Origin of the sequence: Ralstonia flaminis (genome assembly GCF_958415495.1) — a bacterium.
GTDB lineage: Bacteria > Pseudomonadota > Gammaproteobacteria > Burkholderiales > Burkholderiaceae > Ralstonia > Ralstonia flaminis.
This window is the reverse complement of sequence record NZ_CATZLL010000011.1, coordinates 41,557-58,941: the sequence shown is the minus strand read 5'-3', so window position 1 is coordinate 58,941 and position 17,385 is coordinate 41,557. Positions and strand designations below refer to the sequence as shown.

The 17,385-nt window shown below is 62.6% G+C and carries 16 protein-coding genes; 4 read left to right on the top strand and 12 right to left on the bottom strand.

Going from position 1 to position 17,385, the window contains the following annotated elements; genetic code table 11:
• Positions 1 to 37 precede the first annotated feature (37 nt).
• From R2N11_RS17150 to R2N11_RS17100, 11 genes are all read right to left on the bottom strand, one after another.
• On the bottom strand, positions 38 to 1,129 hold the full coding sequence (locus tag R2N11_RS17150; RefSeq protein ID WP_316681731.1) for an ABC transporter ATP-binding protein: 1,092 nt from the start codon (positions 1,127 to 1,129) through the stop codon (positions 38 to 40).
• 27 nt (positions 1,130 to 1,156) lie between these two features.
• Positions 1,157 to 2,305: a galactonate dehydratase gene (dgoD, locus tag R2N11_RS17145; RefSeq protein ID WP_316681730.1), complete on the bottom strand. Its 1,149-nt coding sequence runs from the start codon at positions 2,303 to 2,305 to the stop codon at positions 1,157 to 1,159.
• A 2-nt stretch (positions 2,306 to 2,307) separates the two neighbouring features.
• Complete coding sequence (locus R2N11_RS17140; protein WP_316681729.1) at positions 2,308 to 3,090, bottom strand: SDR family NAD(P)-dependent oxidoreductase; 783 nt, start codon at positions 3,088 to 3,090, stop codon at positions 2,308 to 2,310.
• A gap of 2 nt (positions 3,091 to 3,092) precedes the next feature.
• The gene (locus tag R2N11_RS17135) at positions 3,093 to 3,974 is read right to left on the bottom strand and encodes a carbohydrate ABC transporter permease (protein ID WP_199032032.1); all 882 of its coding nucleotides are present in this window, start codon (positions 3,972 to 3,974) and stop codon (positions 3,093 to 3,095) included.
• Positions 3,971 to 4,840 (bottom strand): carbohydrate ABC transporter permease, encoded by an 870-nt coding sequence (locus R2N11_RS17130; RefSeq protein ID WP_199032033.1) that lies wholly within the window; start codon positions 4,838 to 4,840, stop codon positions 3,971 to 3,973. Before R2N11_RS17130 ends, R2N11_RS17135 begins: the two co-directional genes overlap by 4 nt.
• Positions 4,841 to 4,903: 63 nt before the next feature.
• Positions 4,904 to 6,148, bottom strand: coding sequence for an ABC transporter substrate-binding protein (locus tag R2N11_RS17125; protein ID WP_199032034.1), 1,245 nt, complete (start codon positions 6,146 to 6,148; stop codon positions 4,904 to 4,906).
• A 198-nt stretch (positions 6,149 to 6,346) separates the two neighbouring features.
• On the bottom strand, positions 6,347 to 7,477 hold the full coding sequence (locus R2N11_RS17120) for a porin (RefSeq protein ID WP_199032035.1): 1,131 nt from the start codon (positions 7,475 to 7,477) through the stop codon (positions 6,347 to 6,349).
• Between the two features lie 537 nt (positions 7,478 to 8,014).
• Positions 8,015 to 9,952 carry a CBM96 family carbohydrate-binding protein gene (locus R2N11_RS17115; RefSeq protein WP_316681728.1) on the bottom strand — a complete coding sequence of 646 codons (1,938 nt, stop codon included), beginning with the start codon at positions 9,950 to 9,952 and terminating at the stop codon, positions 8,015 to 8,017.
• 371 nt (positions 9,953 to 10,323) lie between these two features.
• Positions 10,324 to 11,565, bottom strand: a complete 1,242-nt coding sequence (locus tag R2N11_RS17110; protein WP_430715451.1) for a serine hydrolase domain-containing protein — start codon at positions 11,563 to 11,565, stop codon at positions 10,324 to 10,326.
• A gap of 200 nt (positions 11,566 to 11,765) precedes the next feature.
• Entirely contained in the window at positions 11,766 to 11,903 is a 138-nt protein-coding gene (locus tag R2N11_RS17105) for a hypothetical protein (protein WP_316681726.1), read from the bottom strand.
• A 155-nt stretch (positions 11,904 to 12,058) separates the two neighbouring features.
• Positions 12,059 to 13,066 carry a zinc-dependent alcohol dehydrogenase family protein gene (locus R2N11_RS17100; protein WP_316681725.1) on the bottom strand — a complete coding sequence of 336 codons (1,008 nt, stop codon included), beginning with the start codon at positions 13,064 to 13,066 and terminating at the stop codon, positions 12,059 to 12,061.
• A gap of 145 nt (positions 13,067 to 13,211) precedes the next feature.
• On the opposite strand from R2N11_RS17100, the gene R2N11_RS17095 reads away from it, so the two are divergent.
• Positions 13,212 to 13,574 carry a winged helix-turn-helix transcriptional regulator gene (locus tag R2N11_RS17095; RefSeq protein ID WP_316681724.1) on the top strand — a complete coding sequence of 121 codons (363 nt, stop codon included), beginning with the start codon at positions 13,212 to 13,214 and terminating at the stop codon, positions 13,572 to 13,574.
• Between the two features lie 333 nt (positions 13,575 to 13,907).
• Positions 13,908 to 14,759: a hypothetical protein gene (locus R2N11_RS17090; RefSeq protein WP_316681723.1), complete on the top strand. Its 852-nt coding sequence runs from the start codon at positions 13,908 to 13,910 to the stop codon at positions 14,757 to 14,759.
• A 27-nt stretch (positions 14,760 to 14,786) separates the two neighbouring features.
• Here the strand turns inward: R2N11_RS17090 and R2N11_RS17085 are convergent, their stop codons facing one another.
• Positions 14,787 to 15,125, bottom strand: coding sequence for a hypothetical protein (locus tag R2N11_RS17085; RefSeq protein WP_316681722.1), 339 nt, complete (start codon positions 15,123 to 15,125; stop codon positions 14,787 to 14,789).
• Positions 15,126 to 15,312: 187 nt separating this feature from the next.
• On the opposite strand from R2N11_RS17085, the gene R2N11_RS17080 reads away from it, so the two are divergent.
• Together R2N11_RS17080 and R2N11_RS17075 are read left to right on the top strand one after the other, a co-directional pair.
• Positions 15,313 to 16,440 (top strand): acyltransferase family protein, encoded by a 1,128-nt coding sequence (locus R2N11_RS17080; RefSeq protein WP_316681721.1) that lies wholly within the window; start codon positions 15,313 to 15,315, stop codon positions 16,438 to 16,440.
• Positions 16,441 to 16,529: 89 nt separating this feature from the next.
• The gene (locus R2N11_RS17075; protein WP_316681720.1) at positions 16,530 to 17,381 is read left to right on the top strand and encodes a transporter substrate-binding domain-containing protein; all 852 of its coding nucleotides are present in this window, start codon (positions 16,530 to 16,532) and stop codon (positions 17,379 to 17,381) included.
• The last annotated feature ends 4 nt before the right edge of the window (positions 17,382 to 17,385 follow it).

The window sequence follows — 17,385 nt, the reverse complement described above, 5'->3', positions numbered from 1 at the left end:
GACTTTTTTGTTATGGACGACTGGTCTGTGTCACCGCTCAGTAGACTGCTGTGCCTTCGGCATCAAACACGTAGATGTGCTGCGAAGGGAAGCCAACGCTGACCTCCTGCCCGATCTCGTACTCGACCTTTTCCGAGCGCAGCTTGACTGCCACCGATTCGGCGTGGCCTGCAATCTCAACGTAGGCAATGGCCATCTCGCCGAGGTGCTCGATCAAGGTCACGCGTGCAGGAATATCAAGCACGCCGGCCGAGCCGATATCGATGTGCTCGGCCCGGATGCCGATGGAACCCTCGTTGGTAGCGGCAGCCTGACGGTGTTCACCCAGCCCGATGACCGTACGATTGCCGACCAGCGCGCGGCGTGCACCGCCAGCGCTATCACCCATGAAGCTGCAGGGCAGGATGTTCATGCTGGGCGAGCCCAGGAACGTCGCCACAAACTTGTTGGCGGGCCGGTTGTACAGCTCCAGGGGGCGCCCGACCTGTTCGATGCGCCCGGCGTTGAACACGGCAATGCGGTCGCCCAGGGTCATGGCCTCTACCTGGTCGTGCGTCACGTAGACCATCGTGGCTTCGAGCTGGCTGTGCAGGCGGGCCAGTTCAATGCGCATCTGCACGCGCAGTGCGGCATCCAGGTTCGACAGCGGTTCGTCGAACAGGAACACCTTGGGCTTGCGAACGATGGCGCGGCCAATCGCCACCCGCTGCCGCTGACCGCCGGACAGCGCCTTCGGCCGGCGCTCCAGCAACGGCGTGAGCTTCAGGATTTCGGCCGCATTGCGCACCGCGCGGTCAAGCTCTTCGCCCTTGACACCGGACAGCCTCAGGCCAAATGCCATGTTGTCGTACACCGACATGTGCGGGTACAGCGCATAGCTCTGGAACACCATGGAGATGCCGCGCTTGGACGGCGCGATCTCGTTCACGCGCCGCTCGCCGATCAGCAGATCGCCGCGCGTGATGTCTTCCAGGCCCGCCAGCATGCGCAGCATGGTCGATTTGCCGCAACCGGACGGCCCGACAAACACCATGAATTCCCCATCCTCGATTTCGAGGCTGACATCGCGAATGACTTCGGTGCCGTCGTCATACCGCTTGCCGATGTGATGCAGTGCCACTTTTGCCATGATCGTTCTTCCTGCGTGTTGCCGCGCTTACCACTCGGCGACGGAGCCGTCTTCAAGACGGAAAACCGGATTGCGCCAGCGGTGCCCCGTGGCGGCCGCCTCGCGTACCGCCTCTTCGTTGACTTCAATGCCCAGGCCCGGCGCTTCCAGACGGTTGACAAAACCCGCCTCGAAATTGAACGGATCGCCCTTGAGGTACCGGAACATGGCGTTGTCGTCGGTGTGATACGCCACGTTGGTGGACTGCTCCTGGATGAACGCATTGGGCGTGCACAGATCAATCTGCAGCGACGACGCGAGCGTGATCGGGCCCAGCGGGCAATGCGGGGCGACGGCCACGTCGTAGGCCTCGGCCATCGCAGCGATCTTGCGCAGCTCCCAGATGCCACCGGTGTGGCTCACATCGGGCTGGATGATGTCGACGACGCCGTCTTCCAGCACGGCCTTGAAGTCCCACCGGGTGAACATGCGCTCCCCCGTTGCCAGCGGCACGGCGCAGTTGCGGGCAACCTCGCGCAGTGCATCGGTGTTGCCAGGCAGCAGCAGCTCTTCATAGAACATCGGGTCGAACGGCTCGATCGCCTTGGCCAGCACCTTGGCAACGGAACGGCGCACGCGCCCGTGAAAATCGATGCCCACACCCACATCGCGGCCCACCGCTTCGCGCACGGCGGCAAACCGGTTGACGGCTGCATCGATGTTGGAAGGCCGCTCCACCCAGTCCGTCTCGGACACCACGCCCATCTTCAGCGCGGTGTAGCCCGATGCCACCAGCTTTTTTGCTGCAGCAGCGCACGCTTCCGGCGTGGCACCAGGCACATGGGCGTACAGCCGAACCTTGTCGCGCACCGCACCGCCCAGCAGCTCGTACACCGGCACGCCGAGCGCCTTGCCCTTAATGTCCCACAGCGCCTGCTCGATGCCGGAGATGGCGCTGCTTAGCACCGGGCCACCGCGATAGAAGCCACCGCGGTACATCACCTGGAACAGGTCTTCAATGCGGCGCGGGTCCTTACCGATCAGGTAATCGGACAGCTCACGCACGGCTTCGGCCGTGGTGGCTGCGCGCCCTTCCACAATGGGTTCGCCCCAACCGGAAATCCCCTCATCCGTTTCCACCTTTAGGAACTGCCAACGAGGAGCCACCGGAAATACTTCGAGCTTCGTGATCTTCATCTTCAAATTCCGCTGCGATTAAACAGATGGGCAGACAGACCGTTGTCTGCCATCAGGTCTGCACCTGTCAGGCTGATGGACGCATCCGACAACAGGAAGGCAGCAAGCTGGCCGACGTCTTCCGGTTGGTTGATCCGTTGCGTTGCGTGCAGTGCGTGATAGAAACGGCCAAGCTCGGGCTTGTCCGACATGAGTTGGCCGATGTGGTCCGTCAGGGTCAGCCCCGGGCTGAGCGAGTTCACGCGGATGCGGTGTTTGCCCAGGCTCCAGGCCATCGCACGGGTCATGGCGGTAATGCCACCCTTGGTGGCCGCATAGCCCTCAAACCCTTCGGAGCTGGCCCCCGCGTGGTTTGACGAGATGTTGACGATGGCGCCGCCTGCGCCCGCCATCATCCGTGCGGCATGCTGCGAGCACAGAAACACCGAGCGCAGGTTCACGTTGACCATGCGCTCCCACGATTCCAGCGACGCCTCCAGAAAATCGCCGTGGATGGTGAGCCCCGCGTTGTTCACCAGACCGTCGAGCCTGGGGTAGTGGCTGCGCACCTCGGCAAACAGCGCGTCGATGCTTGCGGGGTCGCCCACATCGCATGGGATGAACCGGACATCCAGGCCCTGCTCGCACAGGGCCGCGCTGGTACGGCTGCCCTCTGGGTTGCACTCCGCCATGACCACGCGCGCACCCTGCTGCGCCAGCACCTTGACGATGCCGAGGCCAATGCCCGCGCCCCCGCCGGTGACCACCACCACGCGGCCACCAATGCCGCATTGTTGTTCGCTCATGTTCACCCCTTCACCGCGCCAGCGGTAATACCAGCCACGATCTGACGTTGCAGCAACAGGAACATCACCAGCAGCGGCAAGGTGCCCAGAACGGCCGCCGGGAACAGCTTGGTCGGGTCAACATCCATCGTGCCGATGAAGCGGAACACCGACACCGTGATCGGGAACTTGTGCTGGTCCTGCAGGAAGAGCAGCGGATAGACCAGATCGTTCCAGACATGCAGGGTGACGAACATGGCCAGCGTGCCGGTAATCGGGCGCAGCAGCGGCAGGATCACGTGGCGATACACCTGCCACGGCGTGCATCCGTCCAAGATGGCCGCCTCTTCCAACTCCATCGGAATGCTCTTCAGGAAGCTGCAGTAGAAGAACACGCCAAGTGGCAGGTTCAGCACCGTGTAGGCGAGGATGATCCCGGCGTAGCTGTTGAGCAGACCGAAGTTGCGCAGCAGCAGATAGGTGGGCGTGAGGCTGACGAACATCGGGATCGTCAACCCGAGCGTGAGCAGCACGTACAGCGCGTTCGACAACTTCGAGCGCAGCCTCGCCAGCGGATACGCCGCCATGGACGCAATCACCGACACCAGCACCGTTACCGCCACAGTAATGCCGATCGTGTTGGCTACGCTGCGCCAGTAGTTCATCTCGGCAAACGTGCGCACGTAGTTGTCCCACTGCAGGCTGCGCGGAAACCCCAGCGGGTTCGCAGCGATGTCCATGCCCGAACGCACCGACATCATCAGCATGTAGGCGATGGGCAGCAGGATTACGCCGGCAATGCCGATGGCCAGCGCACCGCGCAGCATGTCCGGGACATTGCGGACTCGGAACGTGGGATGGCGTTGGGACGTACCCGACGACGCTGTCATGGAGAGGGCTTTCATAGGGCTTGCTCCCGTTTGCGAAGCATCCAGTTCTGCACGTAAGCAATCGTCGCGATCATGACCAGCATGACGATGGACAAGGCGCTGGAGAAACCAAAGCGGTACTCGCCGAACAGGCTATTGAAGATCTGCAGGCCGAGCGTGGTAGTCGCACCGTCGGGGCCACCCTGCGTGAGCACCAGCGGTAACTCGAAACTCTTGAGCGTGCCGATCGTGCTCAACGTGATGCTCACGGTGAACGACGGCGCCAGCAGCGGGATGTCGATCTTCGTAAAGCGATGCCAGGCGTTGGCGCCGTCAATGCGTGCGGCGTCGTACAGCTCCGCGGGAATGCTCATGTAGCCGGCCAGGAAGATCGCAGTGGAATACCCGACGTACATCCAGACCTGCACTGCGGCGACTGCAAACAGCGCAATGCCTGGGTCCCCAAGCCAGATCTGCTGCAGGTTTTCGAGGCCGAGCACCTTCAGCGATTCATTCAGTCCGCCGCCCAGCGGCGAGTAGATGTACTGCCAGACAAACGCGGCAATCACCGCCGAGTACATGCTCGGCACCAGCAACGCAACGCGCGCACCGCTACGAATCCTGGGCAGTGAAAACAGCAGCGCCGCAAACAGCAGGCCCAGTGTGTTCTGGATCACGACCACGATCACGCAATAGGCCAGCGTGACCTTGAGCACCTTGAAGTACTCCGGATTGGCCAGTATCTCTGCGTAGTTCTTCAAGCCGATCCAGGTCTCTGCGCCCACGCCGCCGAAGTTCGTGAAGCTCAGCCGGACCGCGCTGAACAGCGGATAGATGCCGAATATCGCGTAGAGGACTAGCGCCGGCAGCGCGAACCATAAGAGGTGATTTCTCTTGCTCATGTTCTTCTTCCATCAGCCGGGGCCGCGATGGCATCGCAACCCCGGCGCACGTCAAGACAGCCTTTACTGCTGTTGCGGTGCGTTGTCCCAGCGCGCCAGCACGGCACCCTGGTCCTGATTGATGTTCAGGAGATAGGCCGCCATGCTCTTCTGCATTTCCTGGATGAAGGCAGCGGAGAAATCGCCCTTGGGGTGCGCTACCGTGTTGCCCGCCTTGCGCGCTTCGGCATACAAGCGCTCCGACGCCGGGATTGCGCTCTGGCCACCGGCAAACGGGCTGAACGCAGCTTCCGCCTGCAGGAACTTGCCGAGGTTCTCTTCCTTGGACCAGAACTGCAGCCAACGCTTGGCAGCAGCAGGCTGCCTGGCCGCCGCGTTGATCGCCCACGCCGTGCCCAGCATGTCCAGGCCCGCCGCCTTGCCGCCATCAAGCGATGGCAGCGGCGCGAAGACAAAGTCGACTGCCGGCTTGCCATTGACCGTGAACTTTTGGATGCTCCATGCACCCTGCGGCATCATCGCCACGCGGCCGGCAGTGAACTCCGTCAGGCCCAGGCCCCACGGGTCGATGCCGACGTTCAGCTTCGGGTCATAGCAATGGGCGTCCGCCAGTTCTTTCAGGGCGCCGATGGCCTGCTTGAAATTCGGGTTGGACGAAAACTTCTGCTTGCCGGCCACCACGTCGCTCACGAACGACGGGTTCGCCTTCACGCTGGGCGCCAGGCCCATGGTCAGCGCCAGCATGGCGGGTGCCCAGCCGTCCTTGGCGGGCAGGAGCAGCGGCGTGATGTTGGCCGCGCGCAGCTTCGTGCAAGCCGCCTTCATCTCGCTGATGTTGGTCGGCACATGGTCGACGCCCGCTTTCTTCAGCAAGGTCTCGTTGGCAAACAGGCCGATACCGACCACCTCCATCGGCACCATGTAGTACTTGCCGCCAATCTGGGCGAGCGGCTTTACATCGGGTGCCAACTTCTGGATCGTCGGGTCGGCGCTCAAGTCCATGAGCTGACCCGCCGCCGCCCACTGACGCATCAGCGGACGGTCCACCATCATCACGTCTGGCGCGGCACCTCCCTGCAGGCGCGACGACATGATGGTCGTCGTGTCATTGCGGGTGATGTAGTCGAACTTGATCTTGATGTCGGGGTTTTCTTTCTCGAACTTGGCGATCAGTTCCGGCATGGCTGCCGGCTCTGCCGCGCCGCCTTTCCAGGCGCTCACGTTCAGCTCAACCGCGGCCGCTTGCGCTGCGACCGCCGTCGCAGCCAGCAAACCGCCGGCGAGAAATTTCGCATAACGACGCTGCATGTCTTCCTCCACGATGGGATTTGGAGTCTGCGCCACCGACGACGATTTGATCGCTTGATCGGTGGCTCAGACGCTTTGTTTTTGTTTTGGTAAGCGTTTAACTAATTTTACCTAAGATGGCGCCTGGAACAAGGTCAATCGATGTTGCGATGCTAGGTATTTACCCCAGGCAGATTGCCTTGAACGGCAAGCGCTGGCTCAGAAGTTATGCATGATGCCGGCGTAGGCGCCGAGCTGGGAACCGCCCGCAGCGGGCGAATTGCCATTGCCGGTAACAGGGTCGCCATAGCCCGGGGCTGTGGGGCGCACCGAGAAGTTGGCGTTGGCGCTGTTCTTGACGTACGACACCGTGGCATACAGGAACGTGCGCTTGGACAGGTCGTACATGCCGCCCAGGCTGAACATCGTGCCGCGTCCTTCGCCGTCGTGGTCGCTGGTCCACTGCCCCTTGCCCACCTTCATCATGTAGACCGCACCGATGGCGTGGAGCCGTGGTGTGACGTCGTAGGTCAGGCCGGTCCAGACGTGGTTGGCCACGCGCGAGAGGCCCGGCGCCGTGTCCGGTGCCGTGTAATGTGCCCACCCAACTTGCGCCATCAGCCTGGGCGTGATCTGCGCCTTGGCGCCCAGGAAGAGTTCGCGCGACGCGATGAACAGGTTGTCGAGTCGGCCATTGTTGCTGTTGACCTCGTCGTACAAGGCGCGCACCTCCCATGTCGGTTGCACATAGGCGACGGTGACGCCATAGGACATACCGATGTTGGACAGCACCGAATCTTCTGGGCCCCTGCGGAAGCCGTCCGGGCTCTCCCCCAGGTTCAGCTGGGCGCCGAATTCGAAACCGCCAAAGTTGGGCGACTCGTAGCGGATGCCATTGGCCAGCTTATTGCCGTTGCGATAGTTGGTGAATGTCGATGCCGAATAGTCTTCGAGCAGAAACGGATCGAAACGCCAGATGTAGTTATTGATGGTATTGCCCTGCCCCAGCCGCAGCATGCCGTAGTCGGCGTTCTTGAGCGCCACCCAGGCCCCACGCTGGAACAGCTTGCCGCCACCCTGGTTGCCGGTATCCGAAGCGAAAGCACCTTCCAGCCAGAACTGCGCCTGATTGCCGCCGCCCAGATCTTCCGTGCCTTTCATGCCCCAAATGCTGGTGCCCCACTGGCTGCCTTCGGCCAGCTTCGAGCCGCTGGTGTTGGCGCCCGTCTTGATGTTGCTCATGTACTCGACGCCCCCGCCCACGCGCCCCCACAGGGTGACGCTGGACTGCGCATACGCGCCACCAGCCAAGCCCATGGCCAACAGGGCGGCGAAATATTTACGTTTCATTTGTCTCTTCCTCCAAATACACCTTGATTGGTGTTCCGACGGCTCTCACGTACGTTCTTGGCTTCGTTCCGCCGTACGGCGTTGTTAAGCGTTTAACCAGAGTAACAAACCCGTTGTAAGTGAAGAGTTGGTGCTTTCCCTGAGGCGCTTGTCGAATGAAGCGGCGTGCAGGCCTGCCGCGAACTGCAAACGGCGTGGGAATGCGGCCTGGCGACAGCGGAAGCTCCCCATGACGAGCGGCATGCCGCGAAGAACGATTGGTCACCGCAACCCTTCGCTGTCGTGTGCATGTCACGGCGTCAGATTCGTTCAGATTTCGACAGGTCCGTCACCGTTACCCTGTAGTTGCCCTGGGCTGGCTTGCCCTGGGCTTCATCGTTTCCTTCGACCCGGCTGCGACAACGTTGCCGGGTATTTTTTTGGGCCCACATCGCCCAAGAAAAAAGCCCGGCACCCCGTGTGGGGCACCAGGCCAATGGAGAGAACATCAATCGCTGCCGCTGACAGCGACAGTGCACCCTGCGCGATCGCTACATTTCAGTTTGCCGGCACAACCACCAGCACCGGTCGGTAACCCGCTGTTGTGTGCTCCTTGGATGCGTAGGTCACCAGGCCGCCGCTTCCCACATTGACTGGAGAAGTGACGGCCAGTGCCAGTTGCTTGTCGCCGCTCTGTGCGCTGATCGCCTGCGAGGTCACATCGATCGCCACGGTGTTGCCGACGGCAGGCGCGGTCCAGCCCGCCAGCGGCGTCGCCCCGATCGCAGGCATGGTGTTCCAGGTGACGCCGCTTTCCGTCCAGGTATGGTTCGCCACGGGGTAGGCATTGTTGATGATGCCCGTCTGGCCCAGGCTGGTGGACGTCAGATACACCGTGGCCTGCTTGATCGGCGTGCTAATGCTCGACAGATCGAACATCAGGTACGAATCGCGGGCGTAGCTGGTGGCATCGTTCTTGACGGCCAGGTCGACCGAAGTGCCGAAGTTGGTGGTGGCATAGGTGCCGTCACGCACGTAGGCGTCCGCCGTGTCGCCCAGCGTCGTCGGCGTGACACCCGGGCCGTTGTAGGCACCGCGATTCGGGTTGGCTGTCGATGAGACCGGATTGCCCCAGTAGTCCCGTCCGCCGTTGTTCGGCACGATCACGCCGTTGCTCAACGCCGGTGAGCCAGCACCCAGCCAGTAGCCGGCTGTCGATGCCAGAGAGTTGCCCCCCGTGCCCGGCTTGATGAACCCAGGCGCGCCCACCACACCGTCCGACGTGGGCGGCGGAACGCCTTGGTACAGGTTCCCCTGATAGTCGATGCCACTGCCGGTGGGCAGCGTGGACGTGGTGGTCGCCACCCAGATGTTGTTCCACACCTTGGAGGTGGTGGGCAACACAATGTTGAGCTTGGTGTTGGGGCAATAGAACGTGTTGTTGTACATCCAGAGCGTGACGGCGTTGCCCACGCTGTTTGTACGGCAATCGTTCTGGGCGACGTTGTAGCGCACGATCTGCGTGGCGCCGCCCGAGGTGCCGCAACCATCGCAGTTCAGGTAGAAGCCGCCATAGTTGTCGCGACTGTAGTTGTATTGCACCAGACATGTGCCGGTGTTACCCCAGTCGCAATCCCATGCCTGGCTGTCCGCCACCGATGCGTGGTTGCCGGTGACCACGTTGAACTGGATGGTCGGGTTGTGGTCGCCCAGCACCCACATGCCGGCAAAGTTGCCGCCCGTGAAGGGATACACGCCGCCGCCCAGGTCATTTGCAACGTTGTATTCGATCAGCGGCGACTCGCTGTACGAGACCACGATGCCATCGCCGCCTGCCGATGTGATCGTGTTGTGGTCGACACGAATATTCTGGCCGCGCTTGGTCATCGACCCGGTGCGCACCTTGATGCCGCCGCCCCCGGTGTTGCTGACCTGCGTGTTGTAGACATGCACGCTGCTCAAGGTCGACCCATTGGTGGTGTCGGCGTCAAACTCGATCCCCGCAGAGTGAATGTAGTCGTTCGAGTTCGTCGCCTTGTTGGTCTGGCCGGCAACACGATCCACGATCAGCCCGTTGATGTCGAAACCGGTGTGGGCGGTGCCATCCGTCGACTGCACCAGCAGCCCGTTGCGCAGCCCCACCGACGCCGCCGGGTTGGTCAGCTTGATCGCGCCGATCGACCAATAGTCGACGTTGTCCAGCTCAATTGCCGCCCGCGCGCCGTTGGCGTTGATGACGGGGGGCGCACCGCTGCCGTAAACGCCCACGGTGATGGGCGCGGCAGCCGTGCCCGAACCCTTGCCGAGGAACGATCCCGTGCAGGTTGTACCGCTGTTGAAGAGGAGCGTGTCGCCGGGCGCAAATGTCCATGCATTGAGCTGGCTGATCGAATTCCAGGGGCTGGTGCTGGCACCGGTACCTGCCGCGCTCGCGGAGCAATCAACGTAGTACGTCGACGCAGCGCTGGCGATGCCGGGTGACAGAACGGCGAGCAATGTTGATGCGACAAGCGCAGCAAATCGGTATGAACGCTTCCTGTCTGGCTTGTTGTCTGAAAGAACATGGCGCATGGCCACCTCGCTATCAAGAATGGGACTGAAGTTGCGGGGGAAATCCCGCAATGCAGGACGCGACGATGGCACTGCCCTCTTGCGCGCATAGGGAGACGATGTCGCGAAGCACAAAGTTAAGCGCTTAACTTTGTGCTCGCATCTTGGTTGGCGACATTCGTTTTGTGTACTAGTGGGAACCCGTAAGCGGAACGCAACAGGCCTGACAAGAAAACGGCGCATCGCCTTGCAGGACGACGCGCCGCAACGGTTTCTGCGTTCTCCCGGCGTCCGCGCGACAACGGGAAGCCGAGGACTCAGCTTGAGCGCTGCTGCCCGGCACCCAGCTCGGTGATCGCGCTGTAGACCAGCGTACGCAACTGGCGGCGTACCGGGTAGGCCGACGACGGTAACACCTGCGTCAGGAACATGCCGATCAGCTCCTCCTGCGGGTCAACCCAGAAGAAGGTGCCAGCCGCACCGCCCCAGAAGAAATCGCCGGTGCTGCCGGGGATCAGCGTGGTTGGCTGCGTTACCGTGGTGGCAAAACCGAGCCCGAATCCAACGCCGTCATAGGCAGCCTCGCTGAACATCGAGCGCGGCGACATGCTCGATATGCTCGCCCCGCCAGGCAGATGGTTGGCGGTCATCAACGCCAGAGTCTTCGGCCCCAGCAGGCGCACCCCGTCCAGCTCACCACCCTGCAGCAGCATGCGCGCAAAGCGCAGGTAGTCGGCAGCGGTAGACACCAGTCCGCCGCCGCCAGACACAAAGCTGGGCGGCTTCAGGTAGGGGCTGGTGTGGGGGTCGTCCTGCAGAACCGGCTGTTCGGACACGGCCGTCGATCCGAGTGCCCCCACGGCGTAGCAGGCGCAGAAGCGAGGCACCTTTTCTTCCGGCACATGAAAGGCAGTGTCAACCATCCCCAGCGGGTCGAATATCCGCTCCTTCAGGAAGGTCTCGAACGGGATGCCGCTGACTTTGCCAACGAGGTAGCCCAACACGTCGGTCGAGACGGAGTAATTCCATGCCTCGCCCGGCGAAAACTCGAGCGGCAGCCCAGCCAGCTTCGCGATCATCTCGTCCAGCGTGCCCCGGGTGGCAATGTCGCCCAGCTTGAGCTGGCGATATGCCGCATCAACGTTGGTGTTCTGGTGAAAGCCGTAGGTCAGGCCGGAGGTATGGCGCAACAGGTCGACCACCAGCATGGGGCGCGCAGTCGGGCGCGTCTGGAAGCCCTGCATGAAGCCGCCGGTGTACACGCCCAGGTTGGCCCACGCCGGAATGTACTTGCTGACCGGATCATCCAGGGCGATCTTGCATTCCTCGACCAGCATCATGATCGCTACCGACGTGACGGGCTTGGTCATCGAGTAGATGCGGAAGATCGAATCTTCAGCCAGCAGGACTTGCCTCTCGCGGTCAGCCTGGCCGAGCACCGAGTTCAGGACCCGCTCGCCGCGACGCCACACCTGGGTCAACGCGCCGGGCAGCTTGCCGGTGGCGATATAGGCTTCATCGATAAAGCGCTCGACCCGTTCGAGCCGATCCCGGGACATCCCGTGTGTTTCGCTACGTCGCGCATCCATGCTTTCCCCTTGTATTCACAGCTGCGCCGCTGGCGCAGGCTGACAATAGCATGCCGGTGCCCAGCATTGCTGACCGCGCGTACCGGCCCGATGGCTGTGTGGTACATCGCCACACGCCGTCATCATGACATCACCCGCGGCGCTCAATGCGCTTGCCCCCCCGGAATGCGCTATTGCCGCTCAGATTGATCAAGCTCCGGCGGCAGGCGTTTGCCACCCAGCTCGCTCGCCCAGAACTGATGCAGCATGCCGCGCAAGGTGAACAGTGCGGGGATCGTATAGATGGGAATTGGTTGGGCGTGGGGCATGGTGTTGAGCACTCGAAAACGCGGCCCTCCGATGCACGGCCACAGGGTCTGGCATCACCCGCCTTTGTGCGAGTGCCCGAAAGCAATCGAGCCACGCACGCAATCCAATTGCCCAGCCCGGCGCAAACCGCCAAGCTGGGCGCTGCCGTCAGAGATCAAATCGACAAGCAGAGCTTACCGAAATGCTTACCCGCTGCCTGGTGAGCAAACGCCTCGGCAATGTCATCCAGTGCGAACGTGCGGTCAATCACGGGCTTGATACCTGTTGCCTCAATCGCACGCACCATGTCGCGCTGCTGGCTGCGGCTGCCGACAATCAACCCTTGCAGCGTCTGGTGGCGCAGCATCAGCTCAACGGTGGGCACCTGGCCGACAACGCCGGCGAGCACCCCGATCAATGCGATATGGCCGCCAGTGCGGCATGCACGGATGGATTGCGTCAGCGTGTCCGCCCCGCCGACCTCGATCACCTGATCGACGCCCCGCCCGTTCGTGTACTCCAGCACCTTGGCAGCCCAATCCGTGTCGCGACGGTAGTTGATGGCGTGATCTGCGCCGAGTGCGCGAACGCGTTCCAGCTTCTCGTCGGACGATGACGTTGCAATGACCGTTGCGCCCATCCGCTTGGCGAACTGCAGCGCGAAGATCGATACGCCGCCGGTGCCAAGCACAAGCACGGTGTCACCGGCCTTCAATTGCCTGTCGACCACGAGTGCGCGCCATGCAGTCAGGCCTGCTGTGGTGAGCGTTGCCGCCTCTTCGTGGCTGTAGCCGCGCGGTGCGTGCGTGAACCAGTGTGCAGGGTGGACGACGCATTCGCGTGCGTAGCCGTCAATGCCATCGCCCGGCACGGTCTTGAAGTCCGACAGCGTCGGACCACCGTCCAGCCAGGTCGGGAAGAAGGTCGACACAACGGCATCACCCACTGCGAATTCACTGACGCCCTCGCCAATGGCCTCGACAACGCCTGCGCCATCGGACATCGGGATACGGCCATCCGCGCTGGGCAAACGGCCGGTCACGACGCCGAGATCATGGAAGTTCAGGGAGCTTGCGTGAATGCGTACGCGGATTTCGCCGGGGCCGGGCGCGCCGGGGTCGGCAAGTTCGACACGTTGAAGTTGATCCAATCCGCCGGGCTGGCGCAGGGTGATGGCTTTCATTGAAACGGTTCCTTGGGAGAGATCGAGACAGCGCTGAGGCCGTGCACGGCAACACAGCGACAGAGGGGATTGTCGAGCCGTACATCCTTTACCGCAAGAACGTACAATTATCGCCAGTACTATCAATTCTGTAGGTATAAATCCAATGCGTCGCAAACCTCAAGGCATCAAGAGCGGCTGCGCGGTCGAGGTCACGCTCTCCGTGATCGGCGGCCTGTGGAAGCCCGTCATCCTGTTTCACCTGCTGGACGGCACGAAGCGCTTCATGGAACTGACGCGGCTGATTCCCAACGCAACACAGCGCATGCTGACGCTGCAACTGCGTGAGCTGGAAACCGACGGCATCATCGTGCGGCACGTCTATCCGCAGGTGCCGCCCAAGGTCAAATATGCGCTGACCCCGCTTGGGGAGTCGCTTGCGCCGGTGCTGATCAGCCTGCGCGACTGGGGGCAGTCGTACCGGGAGCACGAAATGCCGGATGCACAGCAAGAGGCTTTGGAGGCGTAGTTGCCTAGCTCCGGCGTTGCCATCGGTTCTCTTTGACGGAATCCGGCCTATTGAATGCGGCCCAGTTCAACAACACAGCGGGCATACAAGGTCTCTGAACTGCCACCGACTGGACCGCACAGTTTGGCAACGCGCCGCCCATGTGATGCGATTGCACGAATAGATACCGATCTATATAGTCCCACCGCGTCAACAGCGGCAAGCCAATCAGAACAACCATTGCTGCGTCGCCGACTTGTTTCCGCCTCTTAATCTTTTGGCGATTTCCACGCTCGCCAGAGACTGCGTCCCCTCCAATCTTCTTCCATCGCGCTCTCGATGCGCGCTCTCGCCATGCCTACGTTTGCAGCCCCCGCCGCACAGACTTCCCTGCGCCATGCCGTGCTGGCGCTGAGCCTCGCGGTATCGTTGCCCGCGGTTGCACAAACAACCACTGCAGCACCGCGCGTGCTCTCCGAATTGAAGAGCATCCGCGTCAAGGCAACCGCCACGCTGCCCAAAGCGGGCGGCAGCGCAAGTGATCGGGAAGATTGCCCGCAGCGGGTCATCCAGCCGAAGTCGGCCGGTGCCAAGCTGGTGGCCGCGCAGGGTTGGGCCGTCATGGCAGATGTACCGCTGGGGCCCTACCGCGCCGTCAGCTTTGCGGGCCAGATGCAGGCCGGCACCAGTGGTACCTGTGCCGCCACGCAAGGCAACATCGCGGTGTTCAGCAACGACAAGCTGATCGCGCTGGCCTACGGAAAATCGGCAGACGACACCGCCATCGGCAACCTCGTCCCGCTCGAAGGCGGCACCGTGCGCCTGTGGGATGGCGACATCGTTCCCGCGCCCGCGGGTGACCTGCATGTCGACGCCGACGGCACGGTGCGGCTGACCAAGATGGCCGACGAAGACACCGTCTGCCAGGGCCGCGCCAAGCTGCCGAACGTCTACGGCATGCCGATCGACAAGGCGCGCAAGGCGCTGGCTGCCAAGGGCTGGAACCCGGTGCGGGCCAAAGCCAGCGGCGACCCGCGGCAGGCGATGCTGTTCAAACACGGCATCATCGAAACCGACGACTGCTCGGGCACGGGCATGGCCTATTGCAGCTACAGCTACGCGGGCCCGGCCGGCAAGCTGTCACTGGAAACGGCTGGCGAAGATGACCTTCCGAGCGTGTCGGGCTATAGCGTCAAGTGCCGTTGAGCGCCCTGTTGCCCTGGCGCTCAGTCGTCAAAGGTCCCCTGATACTCGGGCGCGGCAGAAGAAGCGTGAGCCGCGGCCGTTGTTGAACACGTCGGTCTCCATCTTCACGCCTTCACTCTGAAAACGCGCGTGGAGTTCGCGCACCGCATCCAGGCTCGGCAGTTCAAACCCGACGTGAAAATTGCCGGGCCAGGTCAGCACCTCATCACCCGCGTGGTCGATCACCACATCAAAGCCGGGGCGTTTGAGGATGTATGACTGGCTCCAGGTGCCTGCAATTAGAGCGCGCCGATGCTCACACCCGCGCGCCGGGTAACGGCACTGGAAATCGGGCGATCGCTCTTTCACCATGAACCCCGTGGCCAAGCGCCCCTGGCTGCGTGATTGCCTGACACCAAGTACGGGGCGAACGAAACGCGCACGGCGTACGAACGCGCCACTGCCCTGGCACACAACGGGGAGGAGCACGCGGCACGCAGCTTGCTGGAGCGGTTGGGTTACCTATCACGCGATGGCGACGGCCCCTCCGTCGCGCCGCCATCGCCCATCTTGCGTGAGCCGCTCTTCGTCTTCTCTTCAAAGCATCCAGGCGCTGCGAGGCTTTGCCGCGCTCTATGTCGTGGCATTCCATTCCGGCCTGGCGCTGGCCCACGCCGACATCCCTGCCCTCGCGTGGCTGACCACGCATGTGATCAAACGCGGGCATGTGGGGGTGGATGTCTTCTTCGTCATCAGCGGTTTCATCATTGCGTGGGTCGCCATTGTCGGACCGAAAGGCCCCGAGACACCCAGCACGTTTCTCGTCAAGCGCACGTTTCGGCTGGCACCGCCGTACTGGCTGATGTCGGTGCTGCATTCCACATGGCTCAATCCGGTGTCGACTAGCGCGCTGCTCAGCTCGCTTGCCTTCCTGCCGCAGGCCAACGTGGATGCCCCCTACTTCGGCTATCCCGCGCTCTACGTCGGCTGGTCACTCAATTACGAGGCATTCTTCTATGCGCTGTGTGCACTGGGGTTGACGCTATTCGGCAGGCGTGCGCTGTGGTTGGTCGCACTCGTGTTGTTCACCACAACCATCATCGTGCCGTTCTGGCACGGCAGCGTAGTGCTGCGTAACCCGGAAGCACTCCACGCCTGGGCCACACCCGTGCAGGCAATGGCGGCCAACCCACTTGTGCTCGAATTCCTGCTGGGTGCGGGGCTGGCGTGGTTGTATGCGAAACACCGGCACCGCCTGACACCCGCTTTGGCCCGCGTGCTGTTGGCGGTCAGTCTGGGCGCTTTCATCATCTCCGTGATCGGGCCGGCGCCCAAGTTCGATCTGCTTGCGCGCGGCCTGCCGGCGGGGGCATTGCTGATGGGTCTGGTGGCGATGGAGTACTGCAGCCTGCTCCGCGTGCCGCGTGTGGCGGTCAGGCTGGGAGAGTTGTCGTATGCGCTTTACCTCGTCCACCCAAGCGTGATCGAAGCCACGCACCGGCTGGTGGGCGTGCTTGCGCCGGAGTGGATCGGTACGCAGCTTCTGCTGTTTGCCGTCAATCTTGCGCTGACGCTTGCGCTGGCGGCGCTGTTGCATCGTTATGTCGAGCAGCCTTCCATTGCGCTGGGTCGCAAAACGATCGACTGGATGCACGACACGCGGCATGCGTGGCGCGCACGGCTGGGGCTGCAGAAGCCATGAGCACTGCATAACGTTTCCGGTTTTTATTCGTTCACCGCACGACGGGCGTCTCACACAATGGTTGCCTCAGAAACAATCTGTCGCACGCCATGTCTGCTCGCTCCCGCTGGTTCCGTTTCGCCCCCACTGTATTGGCTGCCGCCACGTTGCTCGCAGCCACCGCTGCATCCGCCGATGCCACGCTCGACAAGGTCCAGCAACGCAAGAAGCTGGTGGTGGGTGTGGTGCTGTCGGGCGGGCCGTTCGGGTCCATCGACCCGGCAACGCAGCGCGCGACGGGTTTCAATGTCGACCTGGCACAGGCGCTTGGGCGCGGGCTGGGTGTGGAGGTGGAAACGGTGCAGGTGCAGCCGTCCAACCGCATTCAGTTCCTGCAGCAAGGGCGTGTGGACATTCTCGTCGCATCAATGGAGCTGAACCCCGAGCGCGCGGAACTGCTGGCCCACGTGCCCTCGCCTTACTACCGCGTGGGCGGCGTGGCGCTGGTGCCCAAAGACAGCCCCGTGCAGAAGTGGAGCGACTTGAAGGGCAAGGACGTGTGCCTGTCACAAGGCAGTAGCTACACCAAGCCGCTGGCGGCAGAGATCGGCGCCACGCCCAAGGGCTTCAAGAGCCCGGCGGAATCACTGCTGGCGCTGCGCGGCAACAACTGCGCCGCCGCGGTGCATGACGCAACGCTGCTGCAACCGCTGCCGCGCACCAACCCGGAATGGAAGGACTACCGCGTCGTCGGCCCAGACCTGATCCCCTCGCCCACCGTTATCTGGGCACGCAAGGGTGAAAACGACACCGTGGCCGCGCTCGACCGCATCGTGCAAGGCTGGCATCGCGATGGCTGGCTGATCGAGACCGAGAAGAAGAACGGCATCCTGCCGCCGTCGCCCGCGCTGGTTGAATGGCATGAAGCCGCAAAAGGTACCGCCAAGACGAACCGCATCTGACCCG